This window comes from Janthinobacterium sp. SUN073, assembly GCF_030397665.1.
Lineage (GTDB): Bacteria > Pseudomonadota > Gammaproteobacteria > Burkholderiales > Burkholderiaceae_D > Janthinobacterium.
On the sequence record NZ_JAPUBT010000005.1, the window covers coordinates 432162 to 445888 of the forward strand.

Below are 13727 nucleotides of genomic sequence, written 5' to 3' on the forward strand. Positions count from 1 at the left end.
GACTGACCCCGGGTAATGCCGGTGGCATCAATATCAAGAACTTAGTCTTTTGTATTGCGCATCACCGCTTCAAACCACTTCGGATGGTGCTTGCGCGCCCAGCCGTAGGTGACGGTGCCGCGCACCATGGCGCCGACCGAGCCCTTGACCCAGATCGCCGCATAGATGTGCACGATGATGGCGCAGATGATGGCAAAAGCGCAACCGGCATGCAGCAAGGCGGCAAAGCGCACCACGTCGATCGGGAAGTAGAACGCGAAATACGCGCGCCAGATCACGATGCCCGACAGAAGCAAGCCGACCATGCTGACCAGCAACACGAAGAACAGGATCTTCTGGCCGGCATTGTATTTGCCGATCTTCGGAAGCTTTTCCTCGCGGTTGTTGAGCACGTCATCCATTTGCTTGAGCCACTGCTTGTCGCCGTCCTCGAACTTGTTGTGGTGCCAGAAGCGCACCACCAGGATCGCGAACGAGACGAACATCACCAGGCCGGCAAACGGATGCAGGATGCGCGTCCATTGCCCGCCGCCGAACAGATTCGCCAGCCACGCCATCGAAGGATGGAACATGGCCAGGCCGGACAGGGCCAGCATGACGAAGGTGATGGCGGTGACCCAGTGATTCGTGCGCTCGTTCGGGTTGTAGCGTTCGATCAAGGGATTGCCATCCTTGTCGCGCAGCTTGCCATCGTGAAGGTCACTATGCTTCATGCTGTTCCTCCCGGATGCGCTTGGCCTCTTCCAAGGCTTCGTGCTCTTCGTCCTTGCTCACTTCGTTCGGACCGACACGCGTGTAATGGAAGAAGCCTGCCAGTGCCGTGGCCGCCATGCCGGCTACTGCCAGCGGCTTGGACCAGCCCTTCCAGAAGCCCACCATCGGGCTGATGCGCGGGCGTTCCGGCAAGTTCGAATACAGCTTCGGCTTGTCGGCATGGTGCAGCACGTACATCACGTGCGTGCCGCCCACGCCCAGCGGATCGTACAGTCCCGCGTTCTCGAAACCGCGCGACTTCAGATCGACGATGCGCTCTTCCGCATGCACCTTCATGTCTTCCTTGGTGCCGAAGACGATGGCGCCCGTCGGGCAGGTCTTCACGCAGGCCGGTTCCTGGCCCACGGCGACGCGGTCCGAACACAGCGTGCACTTGTAGGCGCGGTCGTCCTTTTTCGAAATGCGGGGCACGTCGAAAGGACAGCCGGCCACGCAGTAGCCGCAGCCGATGCAGTTTTCCTGGTGGAAGTCGACGATGCCGTTCGTGTATTGCACGATGGCGCCCGGCGCCGGACAGGCCTTCAGGCAGCCCGGATCCTCGCAGTGCATGCAGCCATCCTTGCGGATCAGCCACTCGAGGTTGCCGTCGTTGTCTTCGTGTTCGGCAAAACGCATCACCGTCCACGATTGCGGCGTCAAGTCCGTCGGATTGTCATAGGTGCCATGGTTTTCGCCGACTTCGTCGCGCAAGTCGTTCCATTCCATGCACGCCGTCTGGCAAGCCTTGCAGCCGATGCATTTCGACACATCGATCAGCTTGGCCACGGTGCCCGTCACCGGGCTGCGCGCTTGCGGCGGCGTCACCGTGGTCGCCGACAGGCGCCGGATATCTAAGGATTGCAGTGCCATTATTGAGCTCCCATCATGCTTTTTCCACCTTCACGAGGAAGGACTTGAATTCCGGCGTTTGCGAATTCGCATCCCCCACGCCCGGTGTCAGGGTATTGATCAGATACCCCGGCTTGGCTACGCCCGTAAAGCCCCAGTGCAGCGGCAGGCCCACGGTATGCACCTGCTTGCCCTCGATCATCAACGCCTTGATGCGCTTGGTGACCACGGCCTTGGCGATGATGTGCCCCCGTTTGGAACTGACGCGCACTTCACCGCCGGCGACGACGCCGATGCTCTTGGCCAGCTCTTCGCCGATTTCGACGAATTGCTGCGGCTGGATGATGGCGTTCAGGCGCGCATGCTTGGTCCAGTAGTGGAAATGCTCGGTCAGGCGGTAGCTGGTCGCCACATGCGGATATTCCTCGTGCGTGCCGAACATTTTCCGATCATCGGCGAACACGCGCGCGGCCGGATTGCTGGTCGCCTGCGGGTTTTTCGGATGCATGGGGTTGTAGCCCAGCGGATTTTCGAACGGCTCGTAATGCTCGGGGAACGGTCCTTCGGCCATGGCGCCACGCGCAAAGAAGCGCGCCACGCCCTCGCCCAGCATGATGAACGGACCCATGCCGTTTTCCGGCGGTTCATCGGCCTTGAAGTCGGGAATATCGGCCCCGCTCCAGTTCGTGCCATTCCACTCGATGAGTTTGCGCGTCGGATCGAAAGGCTTGCCCTTCAAGTCGCATGAAGCGCGGTTGTACAGCACGCGGCGGTTCGCCGGCCACGCCCAGGCCCAGCCCAGCGTCTGGCCGATGCCGGTCGGGTCGCTGTTGTCGCGCCGTCCCATCTGGTTGCCCGCCTGCGTCCAGCTGCCGGCGAAGATCCAGCAACCGCTCGACGTCGTGCCGTCGTCGCGCAATTGCGCAAACGAGGCCAGCTGCTCGCCCTTCTTCACCAGCAGCTTGGTGGCGTCCTTCGGATCGTACAAGTCGGCCAGCGCACGGCCGTTGAATTCGCGGGCGATTTCTTCCGGCTGCGGGTTCTCCGGCTGCGCATAATTCCACGTCAGGTTGAGAATAGGATCGGGGAACTTGCCGCCCTCTTTCTTGTACATGCTACGCATGCGCAAGAACAGGCCCGACATGATCTCCAGGTCGCTGCGCGCCTGGCCCGGCGGTTCGGCCGCCTGCCAGTGCCACTGCAGCACGCGCGAGGAACTCACCAGCGAACCGCGCTCTTCGGCGAAGCAGCTGGTCGGCAAGCGGAACACTTCCGTCATGATCTTGGTGGGATCGACTTCGTGGTATTGCCCGTGCGGCTTCCAGAATTCGCCCGTTTCCACGGCCAGCGGGTCCATGATGACGAGGAACTTCAGCTTCGACAGCGCTTCCGTGACCTTCTGCTTGTTCGGCGCGGAGGCCAGCACGTTGAAGCCCTGGCAGATATAACCCGTCATCTTGCCTTGGTGCATGTTCTCGATGGCTTGCATCAAGTCATACGGCTTGTCGAGTTTCGGCAGGTAGTCGAAGGCGTAATTGTTCTCGGCCGTGGCGAAATCACCCCACCACGTCTTCATGAAGCTGACGTGGAACTTGCGGTAATTGCTCCAGTAGCTGAGCTGGTTCGGCCGCAGCGGCTTGGTGGCGCGCGCGCCGATATACGCGTCGAAGTCCTGTTCGGCTTCGTTCGGCAAGGTCATATAACCTGGCAACAGGTTCGACATCAGGCCCAGATCGGTCAAGCCCTGGATGTTCGAGTGGCCGCGCAAGGCGTTCATGCCGCCGCCCGCGATACCCATATTACCCAACAGCAACTGCACCATGGCGCCCGTGCGGATGGTTTGCGCGCCCGTCGAGTGGTGCGTCCAGCCCAGCGCGTACAAGATGGTGCCGGCGCGTCCCGGCACGGCGGTCGAAGCCAGGGCTTCCGCCACCTTGTGGAACTTGTCGGGCGACACGCCGCACGTCCGTTCGACCATCTCGGTCGTGTAACGTGAGTAGTGCTTCTTCATCATCTGGTAGACGCAGCGCGGGTGTTCCAGGGTCGGGTCGACCTTGGCGTAGCCGTCGTCGCCGATCTCGTAATCCCAGGTGGCCTTGTTGGTGTACTTGCCTTTTTCTTTGTCGAAACCCGAGAACAAGCCATCCTCGAACGCATAGTCTTCGCGCACGATGAAAGGCATGTCCGTGTAGTTGCGCACGTACTCATGCTGGATCTTGTCGTTCGTCAGCAGATAATTGATGATCGCGCCGAGGAAGACGATGTCCGTGCCGGTACGCGTGGCGCAGTAGTAATCTGCCACGGATGCGGTACGGGTAAAACGCGGATCGACAACGATCAGCTTGGCCTTGTTATGCGCCTTCGCTTCCGTTACCCATTTGAATCCGCAAGGATGTGCTTCAGCTGCATTGCCACCCATGACCAAAATCACATCGGCATTCTTGATATCGACCCAATGATTCGTCATCGCGCCACGGCCAAACGTCGGGGCAAGACCTGCCACCGTCGGTCCGTGTCATACACGCGCCTGATTATCAAAGGTCAGCATCCCCATGCTGCGCACTGTCTTGTGGGTCAAATACCCCACCTCGTTGCTGCCGGCGGACGCGGCCAGCATGCCGGTGGAGAGCCAGCGGTTGACGGTCTTGCCGTCGGCATTCTTTTCGATCAGGTTGGCATCGCGGTCATCCTTCATCAGGCGCGCGATCTTGTCGAGCGCCACATCCCAGGAGATCGGTTGCCATTCCGTGCCGCCCGGTGCGCGGTATTCGGGCACTTTCAGGCGGTTCGGGCTGTGGATGAAGTCGACCAGACTGGCGCCTTTCGGGCACAGGGTGCCGCGGTTCACCGGGTGATCGGCATCGCCTTCCACGTGGATGATGCTGGAGACGGCATTTTTTGCGCCGTCGCCCAGACCATACAGCAGGACGCCACATCCTACCGAACAGTAAGGACAGGTATTGCGTGTCTCGGTGGTGCGAGACAGCTTGTATTGCCGCACTTCCGCCATCGCCTGGCCCGGTGCGAAACCGAGCAGGGCGAGGCTGGAACCAGCAATGGTCGCGCCAGTTACCCGAAGGAACTGGCGCCTGGACATCTGAACCATATTCAGGCCTCTATGATGTGAGTAAATAAAAAGTCATACAACGTCGTAGTGGTGTCATATCACTAAGATATAAGCACCATGCCTGTGCCGTATGACAGTATTTTACCCCTCAAACCCCGTCAAGGCTCAGTCCGCCGGAGAAAATTGCACATAGTCAACATTATTTGAGCGGTACCGAATAGTTCCTCTAAACAATGCCAGCCTGCCCGGCGCAGCGCCCCTCAATGAAAAAAACCCGCTCGCAAGCGGGTTTTTGGGATGGGACCGAACTTACTACAAGCTGATTTACAGGCTGTAGCGCAAGGTCAGCGCCACGTTGCGCGGCGCGCCCGGCAAACTCAGGTTCGGGCTGGAACCGTGGCCCGAGACGATGTAGCGCGTATCGCCGATATTGTTGACGTTCAGCTGCACTTCATAGCGGCCCGTGCGGTATGCGGCCATGGCGTCGGCCGTCACGTAGCCGGGCAAGACCACCGTGTTGCCCGGATTGGCGAAACGGCTGCCGACGGCATTCGCGCCGCCACCCACGGTGAAGCCGTGGCCCAGGTCTTTCGTCAGCCACAAATTGGCCATGTTGCGTGCCGTCAGGGTGGCGCGCTTGCCTTTGACCGGCACTTCTCTGGCGATGATGCCACCCGGTACATTGACGCTCTTGTCGACGGCGATGGAATCGGTGATCGTGGCGTCCAGATAAGCATAGCCGGCCATCATTTTCCAGCCATCGTGCAAATCCGCGTTGAAGGTCAGTTCCAGGCCGTCCGTGCGCTGCGTGCCGACGGGCACGATGCGGTTCGTGATCGGATCGCTGCTCTTGATATTGTCGCGCTCCAGGCGGAACAGCGACACGGTGGCATTCGCGCGGCCGCCCCACAGGTCGTACTTGGCGCCCACTTCCGTGTTGCGCGTGGTTTCCGGCGCCAGGTCGGCATTGTTGGCGGCCAGGGCGAAGTTCTCGCCGCTGGGCTGGAAGGAGCGGCTCCACGAGGCGTAGTACGACTGCGCCGCGCTCGGTTGCCAGACGAGGCCGGCGCGGGGGCTGAACGCCGAATCCGTGCGCGACAGGTTGGCTGTCGTCACACCAAGCGCATTGGCCAGGCGCGACTGCTGCTTGTAGCGGTCGTAGCGCAAGCCGGCCAGCGCCTTCCACTCGTCGCTGAAAGCGATGGCATCCTGCACGTAGGCGGCGGCCGTGTCGTAGGTACCGAAGGTATCGCTGCGCGCGCCCAGTTTGCTGCGGTCGACCGGGAGCAGGACGGGATTGAAAATCGAGACATTTGTCGCCACCACGGTCGAAGCCCAGCTGTTGGCATCCTTGTTTTGCTTGCCGAACTCGGCGCCATACAGTACTTCATGGCGCAAACTGCCGGTGACCAGCTTTTGCGTCAGTTCCGTCTGGTTGAACCAGCCGCTCTCGTCGCGGTTCAGCTTGGCGTGGCCCAGCTTCATCGTCCCAGTGACCTCGTCGACGTTGCCGGAAATATTCGTGTTGTTGCGGTCCAGGTGGTAATCGTAATAGCGGAAGGCATTGCGCAGCGACAAGCTGTCGCTGAACTTGTGCGTCAGCGTGGCGGCCGTGGAAACCACGCGCGACTGGCTGAAGTCCGCATCGCGGGCGTTGGCGGCGCCATAATAGGTGCCCGCAGCGACGGCGACGGGACGGCCGTGCCAGGACGGGATGCCGAAGTCCGTCAGGCGGCGGTCTTCCAGGTAATCGCCCTGCAACAGCAATTTGGTGGCGCCAGAGAGGCGGATGGCCACGGAAGGCGCCAGCGCCGTGCGGTTGATGAATTGCTGCTCGCGGTAGCTGTCGGACACTTCGCGCGCGCCCGTGACACGCCAGTCCACCGTCTCGCCCACGCGGCCCACGTCGACTTCGCCGCGCCGCCCGGCCATGTTCGTCAGGCTCAGGGCCACGTCCGTGATATCGATACCCGGTTTTTTGGTGATGCGGTTCACCAGGCCGCCCGAGGAACCGCGGCCGTACAGCACGGCGGCCGGGCCCTTGATCACTTCCAGCCGCTCCACATTCGACAGGTCGCGGAAATACAGCGCGTCATCGCGGAAGCCGTCGACGAACTGGTCGCCGATGGCCGTGAAGCCGCGGATGAACACCTGGTCGCGCTGGCCATCGCCCGTGGACAAGCCCACGCCGGGGATGTTCTTCATGATGTCCTGGATCGACATGGCGTTCTGGTCGCGGATGACGGCGGCCGGGACCACGTTGATCGTCTGCGGCACGTCGCGCAGGGCCATTTCCGTCTTGGTGCCGCTGGCGGAGGTGGCGGCGACATAGCCATCCTTGTCCTTCGATGCCGTCACCGTGACGGCGGGCAAGCTTTCCTGTGCCCAAGCCGCCAATGGCGTCGCGCCAAAGGTCAAGGCGCCCAGTACGGCGAGCGTGATCGGTTTACATCCTGGCTTGCGCTGTTGCTGCATACAATTCCCTGGTCGATTATTTAATACGAATGATTATCATTAGTATTTTATCAGTCGGCGCGGGGAAAAGTAAGGAGAAATGTAAGTGATAGTACTTATGAACTAGGTACTTGATGTAAAAAAGCAACAATGAATTAATATCAATAAGTAATTAAAATTGCTTTGAAAAACTATTTCCGTGCGTCAATGCTATACTTGCGGTTGCTGGTCAGCGGCTCCCCACGCCGCCACACCCCTTGCTTTACCTCCAACGCCGTGCACAGCGCGGCGCGCCGCAATGCAATCACGCGGCACCCGAAGACCCCGATCCCCTGCGCCTTGCGGCGCCTGTCCGCCCCTGCTGGCGGCGGCGATCATGACTATTACATTGTTAGGACTTACATGAAAAACCTGAACATCGGCAGCCGCCTTGGCGTCGGCTTTGCTGTCGTATTGCTGTTGCTTGCCGCCTTGACCATCACCGCCCTGGTGCGCATGCAAACGGCCAGCGACCTGACCTACCGCCTCATCAATACCAGCATCAAGAACCAGCGCATGGTGGCCGAATGGTCGAAGATCATTGAACTGAACAGCGTGCGCGGCGTGGCCTCGTTTGAAATCACCGATCCCGTCGTGCGCGCCAAGATCGAGGAAGACTTGAAAGTCGATGCGGACCGCTCCAGCAAGCTGCAGGACGACATCATCGCCTCGCTGCTCAACCCGGCCGTGATCGAGCAATTCAAGGTCGTGCGCAAGGTGCGCACCGACTATGTAACGACGCGCGCACGCGCCTTCAAGATGAAGGCCGACGGCGACGTGGCGGGCGCCAAAGAAGTGTTCGAGAAGGAAGTCGCGCCGATCACCGTGGCCTACCTGGCTGAAGTGAAGCGTTTTGCCGGCATGCAGATCAAGGCCGCCGACGGCGTCGGTGCCAGCATCATCGAAGCCTACAGCGGCACCCGCATCTTCCTCATCACCATGGGCGTGCTGGCCGTGCTGATGGGCATCGGTTTCGCCTGGTGGATCACGCGCTCGATCACCGGCCCCATCCGCGATGCCGTGAAAGTGGCGGAAACCGTGGCAGCAGGCGACCTGAGCAGCATCATCACGGCGCAAGGCCGCGATGAAACGGGCCAGCTGATGCATGCACTGAAAACCATGAACGACAGCCTGGTCGGCATCGTCGGCCAGGTACGCAGCGGCACCGACACCATCGCCACGGCGTCGGCAGAAATTGCCGCCGGCAACCAGGACCTGTCGTCGCGCACGGAACAGCAAGCCAGCTCGCTGGAAGAAACGGCCTCGTCGATGGAAGAATTGACCTCGACCGTGAAACAGAATGCCGACAACGCGCGCCAGGCAAATAAACTGGCCGGCGACGCGGCCGGCATCGCCAGCCGCGGCGGCGCCGTGGTGGCCGAAGTGGTCGCCACCATGGGCGAGATCAATGCCTCGTCGAAGAAAATCGTCGACATCATTTCCGTCATCGACGGCATCGCCTTCCAGACCAACATCCTGGCCTTGAACGCGGCCGTGGAAGCGGCACGCGCCGGCGAACAGGGTCGCGGCTTTGCCGTGGTGGCAACGGAAGTGCGCAACCTGGCGCAGCGCTCGGCAGCGGCGGCGAAAGAAATCAAGGGACTGATCGACGACTCCGTGCAAAAGGTCGACGTGGGCACGGACCTGGTCGACAAGGCCGGCAAGACGATGGAAGAAATCGTGCAAAGCATCGCCTTCGTCACCTCCATCATGAGCGAGATCAGCAACGCCAGCGAAGAGCAGAGCGCCGGCATCGAGCAAGTCAACCAGGCCATTTCCGAAATGGACCAGGTGACGCAGCAAAATGCAGCCCTGGTGGAAGAAGCGTCGGCCGCAGCCGAAGCGATGCAGGAACAGGCGAGCGAACTGGCGCAGGTGGTCAGCGTGTTCCGCCTGGACGCCAACGCGGCGGCGACCGACCGTTTCAGCATGAAAGCGGCACAGCGCAGCGCGCCGGCCGCGCCAGCAACTTCGGCCGCACCTGCCCGCAAGGCCTCGGCCCCTGCCCTGCGTCTGCCAGTGACGCGCGCCAGCAGCAAGGCAGCAAGCCCTGCCGAAGGCGAGTGGGAAGAGTTTTAAGTCCACGGCAACAGCAAGAACAGCTATTGCCGGCGTATCTCGGCAATAGCCGCCTCCAGCACCTCGTCGCGCCCGGCCCGTATGCCGGCAAGCGTAGGACTGACCTCGATATCGGGGAGGATGCCCACGCGCTGCGTGGGGCGCCGGTCCGGATAAAACACGCCGATGCCGCTGATCAGGGTACTCAAGCCACCAGGCAGCGCAAACGGCGAGATATTCCCATCCGCGCCAGCCGTGGTGCTGCCGATCACCTTCGCGCGCGGCGCCACGCGCAAGGCCATGGCCGTGTACTCGGCCTGGCTCTGGCTCACTTCATCGACCAGCAACATGACCTTGCCCGCATAGCGCAGCGCTTGCGGGTGCAAGGCCACGGCGGACGTCCAGTGGAAGGCGCCGGGGTTGCCAAGGTCGCCCTTGGTAAAGCGGGCAAACTCCGTAGGCCGGTCGACCAGGTAAGACCCCAGGGCAAAGACGACAAACTCGCGCGGGTAGTTGCGTAGGTCGATAATCAGGCCGCGGCTGCCCGCCGCCGCTGCCATATGCGCCGCCACGTCGGCCCGCTTGAGGGTCGACAACTTGAGGTAGGCGATATCGTCGCCCAGGCGCTGGAACGTTTCCCCGTCCCTGTCATGCGTATCCTGCCCGGCTTGCCGCCCGGCTGGCACGCGCTGCGCCGTCAATTCCACGTCCCCCTGCTCGCGGCGTACCTGCAGCCGGGTTGCACCGCAAGCGCCAGTGGTCAGCTTGCCCGCCATGTCGCGCAGCCGCGCCGCTTCATTCGATGCCGCATAGTAGGGCCGCCAAGCGGCGACCAGTTGCGCCACCGGCACGCCATCGACGCTGGCGATGACATCGCCGACCTGCAATCGCGTCGCCGCTTCGGCTTCGGCCTCACGGTAGCCCACCACCACGGCGCTATTGCCGATGAAGCGGAGCTTGACTGGCAGCCGGCATTGTCCCACGGGCGGACGCACGTGCAGCGAACTCCACAGATTAGTGTGGGAATCGTTCAGGCGCGCGATCACGGCCATCATTTCCAGCTGATAGCTGGCGCGGTCCCTGGCCAGCGCGATGCGCGGCAGCGACTGGCGCAGGACCTCATCCCAGTTTTCGCCTGTCGTAGCGCGGTAGGGCGACCAGTATTCGATGATATTCCAGAAGCGAAACAAGGCCAGCAACTGAAAGCCGGCATCGGGCAGCGCGATATTCTCGTAGGCGATCTCATGCTCAAAGACGGGATTGCCCACTTGCTCCTGCAAGCGCAGATAAAACTGGCTGGCCGACGCCGGCCGGCGCAGATAAATGTGCCGCAGATCGGCGCGCAGGCCCGCGCCCAGCAAGCTCGCATCGTCCAGCCATTGCAGTGCGGGACGCAGATGCAGCTCGCCCTGCGCCGGGACGGCACAGGGGTCGCAACCGGCAAGTGCCCCAAGACCGGCGATCCATTCCCGCAGCACGGCATCGCCCGCCGCCCTGTCGGGCGCGGTTAGCACCCGCGGCATGACACGCAAGAGTTCGTAGTCCCACTGCCGCCCGCCTGCAGTGACCAAGGGGTGATGGTATTTCAGGAACCCCCATACCTTGCCGAGCACGGCGAGGTTGTCGACCTGCACAGGCGTTACGGCCTCGAGCGCGATGCGCGAACCGGCGTCGAATGCGTAATCGGTGTCAAACGCGGTGTGGCCGCCGTCCTGAGAAAAAGCCAGGGGCGCCGCAGCGACGAGCACAATGGCAATGGATGGCAGGCACCAGCGCGCCAGTCTCAGACGGGGTATCCATTTCATCCGGCATCCTTATCGACAGCAATTCAACTCAGGCGGGCTTGCGCATCCGCGACCAGGGTTGCCAGCTCGCGCGGCGCCGCCTGCGCCAGGAAATCGAGCGCCAATTGTTCCGGATCGATGGCGGCATCCGGCGGCAAGCCATGCTCGAAGCCACCCACCATGATGCGGCAGAAATGTGGCGATTCGGCCCGCGTTTCCACATACCAGCAGCCCGCATGGCCCTGCACGAAGTATTCGCCGATAAAGTAGCCGAGCATGGTCTTCACCCACTGCCAGCTCTCATCGCGGATAACGATGGTACGCATGGCCGCATCGATGTACGGCAGGTATTCGGCCGCGTTGGTCAACACTTCGTGCGCCGGCTGGATGCCCAGGCGCTCGACAAAGTTCACCAGCGAGGCACCCAGCGCGTCATAGTAGGCATCAAAAGCCGTTTGGCTTTGTTGCAATAATTGTTCTTGTTCCTTCGACTGCATCCCAACCCCATCACTCAACATAGACTCGCCCGTTCCTGAAGTTCATATTATATATGCCACTCCCTGAAGGCAGGTCCGCGATCCGATGCCAGGCCTGACGGCGCAATCGGCCGCCGTGCTGTTTTACCGGGGCCTGCAGGCATTCACCGTCCATGAAGAGCGACTATCCGGCGTCGCGCGGCGTCGGTTTTTTTGTTTCGATCGGAATAAACAAGCGTGTCGCACCGCGTTGTATCAACAGCGCCACCGCACCGTCTCCCTCGCCCACTTCTGCAGCGAGCTCCTCGATCGTTCCCACGGTTCTACCGTTCACGGCAAGTATCACATCCGCAGCTTTTACGCCGGCGCGCAAGGCTGCGGCGTTCAGCCGTTGCACCAGCAAGCCACCGTCTATGCGCAACACCACTTGCTCCTGCGGCAGCAACGGCCGGACGACCAGTCCCAACGGCGCCTGCATGTCAGGCCTGGCCGGCGGCGGGCGCGATGCGTCTGCGCGATCGGGCACCACGACGAGCGTCAGCGCCGTGCGATCACGCCATACCGTCAACGCCACCTCTTCTCCCGGCACGGCATCGGCAATGAAGATCAATGCGTCGGCCGACTGGATCACGTCATGCTGATTGACGCGCAAGATGACGTCGCCTGATTTCACGCCCGAGCGATCCGCCGCAGCGCCCCGCTCCACAAAACCGACCAGCGCGCCAGCCGGACGCGACAAGTGAAACGACTCCGCCAGGGCCTGATTCACTTCCTGAACCGTCATGCCCAGACGGCCGCGCGTTACGCTGCCCCTGGCTTGCAACTGCTCCTTGATCCGCATTGCCGCGTCGATCGGAATCGCAAACGACAGTCCCTGATAGCCGCCACTATTGCTGTAAATACGCGAATTGATGCCGATGACTTCGCCGCGCCGGTTGAACAACGGTCCGCCTGAATTGCCGGGATTGACCGGCACGTCCGTTTGCAGGAATGGCGTGTAATCGGCGCCAGGCAGAATCCGGCGTGTGGCACTGATGATGCCGGCCGTGGCGGAATTGCTGAAACCAAAAGGAGAACCGATCGCCAGGACCCAATCACCGACATCCACGATATTCGGATCGCCGATACGTACCGTCGGCAAGCCGCGCGCGTCGATCTTCAGCAAGGCCACGTCGGCGACGCGATCCGTCCCTATCAGGCGCGCCTTGAATTCACGCCGGTCGGTCAACTTGACGCTGATCTGGCTACCGCGTGCCACCACATGGGCATTGGTCAGGATATAGCCATCCTCGCTGACGATGAAGCCGGAGCCCAGACTGTCTTCCTGCACGCCATGTTGCACCGGGGTCGCACTGTCCGCCCGTTGCGCCGCCAGGTCGCGGACCACGCCGACATTGACGACTGCCGGCCCATATTTTTTGGCCAGCGCGGAAAAATCGGGGGCATTCCACAACCAGGAACTTTGCATGGAACCGCAAGCACCGAGCATCATGGAAAGTAGCAAAGCCAGGGCCATCGCCAGCAGCTTGCTGTATCGAAACTTCATGCCATCCGGCGTGACGTGCGGCATTGCCGTTACCTCCAGGTTTTTCCCGCGCCGGGCGCAAGCAAGCACCATGATTTAATGGGCTTCACTGCGATGCAAGGTCAATTCCAGCATCATCGGTTGGCGCATGTCTGGCGGCGGCGCTGCAGGCAAGGCCCGGGCAGTCATCAGCGCACGCAAGTCCGCATCGGCCTGCGCCTGGCCCAGCGATGCGAACTCGACACGCTGAACCTGGCCCGATGGCGCCACCCACACCCGCACGATCACTGGCGGCGGCACGACCTGCCCGCCTTGCATCCATGCCTGCAAGCGCGCCGCGGCATCGCTGGCAGGGTCACTGAGCCACGCTTCAAATTGCGTTCCCGCCATCTGCGCATAGCCGATCCATTGCTGTGGAACAGGCTGCGCCGACGCGGCGGGTAGTTGTGCTGCCACTACCGTCATGCCCACACCAAGGGTGGCCAGCATTGTCAACAGGCGCTCGATGCCGCGTTGAACGATGCCGGGCGGAACGGCGGATACGGTTTTTTTCTGCTCATCTGAATGCTGCATGCTCTTCCTGGTCAAAATAATGCGTCGGTTTACCCTGGCAACGTCCGCCACGGACGATGCCACGCTCACGCCCCGCCAGACCGGCAGCATCGCCATGTTTTCCAGCGGGACTATGATACAGACGGGATTTGTCGCCCGCGTATGCCGTT

The 13727-nt window shown here is 61.8% G+C and carries 9 protein-coding genes; 1 reads left to right on the plus strand and 8 read right to left on the minus strand.

What is annotated here, in order from left to right; genetic code table 11:
- Positions 1-41 precede the first annotated feature (41 nt).
- The 4 genes from O0882_RS16970 to O0882_RS16985 form a co-directional block, all read right to left on the minus strand.
- Positions 42-713: a formate dehydrogenase subunit gamma gene (locus O0882_RS16970; protein ID WP_289949800.1), complete on the minus strand. Its 672-nt coding sequence runs from the start codon at positions 711-713 to the stop codon at positions 42-44.
- Positions 703-1623, minus strand: coding sequence for a formate dehydrogenase subunit beta (fdxH, locus tag O0882_RS16975; RefSeq protein WP_289949802.1), 921 nt, complete (start codon positions 1621-1623; stop codon positions 703-705). The genes O0882_RS16970 and fdxH overlap by 11 nt, the downstream gene beginning before the upstream one ends.
- A 13-nt stretch (positions 1624-1636) precedes the next feature.
- Positions 1637-4708, minus strand: a complete 3072-nt coding sequence (gene fdnG / locus O0882_RS16980; protein ID WP_289949804.1) for a formate dehydrogenase-N subunit alpha — start codon at positions 4706-4708, stop codon at positions 1637-1639.
- A gap of 285 nt (positions 4709-4993) precedes the next feature.
- On the minus strand, positions 4994-7144 hold the full coding sequence (locus O0882_RS16985) for a TonB-dependent siderophore receptor (RefSeq protein ID WP_289949806.1): 2151 nt from the start codon (positions 7142-7144) through the stop codon (positions 4994-4996).
- 381 nt (positions 7145-7525) lie between these two features.
- Between O0882_RS16985 and O0882_RS16990 the strand changes: the two genes are divergently transcribed.
- Positions 7526-9241 carry a methyl-accepting chemotaxis protein gene (locus tag O0882_RS16990; protein WP_289949809.1) on the plus strand — a complete coding sequence of 572 codons (1716 nt, stop codon included), beginning with the start codon at positions 7526-7528 and terminating at the stop codon, positions 9239-9241.
- A gap of 23 nt (positions 9242-9264) precedes the next feature.
- Here the strand turns inward: O0882_RS16990 and O0882_RS16995 are convergent, their stop codons facing one another.
- The 4 genes from O0882_RS16995 to O0882_RS17010 form a co-directional block, all read right to left on the minus strand.
- Complete coding sequence (locus tag O0882_RS16995) at positions 9265-11025, minus strand: S41 family peptidase (RefSeq protein WP_289949810.1); 1761 nt, start codon at positions 11023-11025, stop codon at positions 9265-9267.
- A gap of 23 nt (positions 11026-11048) precedes the next feature.
- Positions 11049-11474, minus strand: a complete 426-nt coding sequence (locus tag O0882_RS17000; protein WP_289949812.1) for a hypothetical protein — start codon at positions 11472-11474, stop codon at positions 11049-11051.
- 190 nt (positions 11475-11664) lie between these two features.
- Positions 11665-13050 carry a trypsin-like peptidase domain-containing protein gene (locus O0882_RS17005; RefSeq protein ID WP_289949815.1) on the minus strand — a complete coding sequence of 462 codons (1386 nt, stop codon included), beginning with the start codon at positions 13048-13050 and terminating at the stop codon, positions 11665-11667.
- Positions 13051-13101: 51 nt separating this feature from the next.
- Positions 13102-13674: a hypothetical protein gene (locus O0882_RS17010; protein ID WP_289949817.1), complete on the minus strand. Its 573-nt coding sequence runs from the start codon at positions 13672-13674 to the stop codon at positions 13102-13104.
- Between the last annotated feature and the right edge of the window lie 53 nt (positions 13675-13727).

Excerpts from the sequence above, each read along its gene's own strand:
- O0882_RS16970 (WP_289949800.1), bottom strand. The coding sequence starts at position 713 with ATGAAGCATAGTGACCTTCACGATGGCAAGCTGCGCGACAAGGATGGC.
- fdxH (WP_289949802.1), bottom strand. The coding sequence starts at position 1,623 with ATGGCACTGCAATCCTTAGATATCCGGCGCCTGTCGGCGACCACGGTG.
- O0882_RS16985 (WP_289949806.1), bottom strand. The coding sequence starts at position 7,144 with ATGCAGCAACAGCGCAAGCCAGGATGTAAACCGATCACGCTCGCCGTA.
- O0882_RS16990 (WP_289949809.1), top strand. The coding sequence starts at position 7,526 with ATGAAAAACCTGAACATCGGCAGCCGCCTTGGCGTCGGCTTTGCTGTC.
- O0882_RS16995 (WP_289949810.1), bottom strand. The coding sequence starts at position 11,025 with ATGAAATGGATACCCCGTCTGAGACTGGCGCGCTGGTGCCTGCCATCC.
- O0882_RS17005 (WP_289949815.1), bottom strand. The coding sequence starts at position 13,050 with ATGCCGCACGTCACGCCGGATGGCATGAAGTTTCGATACAGCAAGCTG.
- O0882_RS17010 (WP_289949817.1), bottom strand. The coding sequence starts at position 13,674 with ATGGCGATGCTGCCGGTCTGGCGGGGCGTGAGCGTGGCATCGTCCGTG.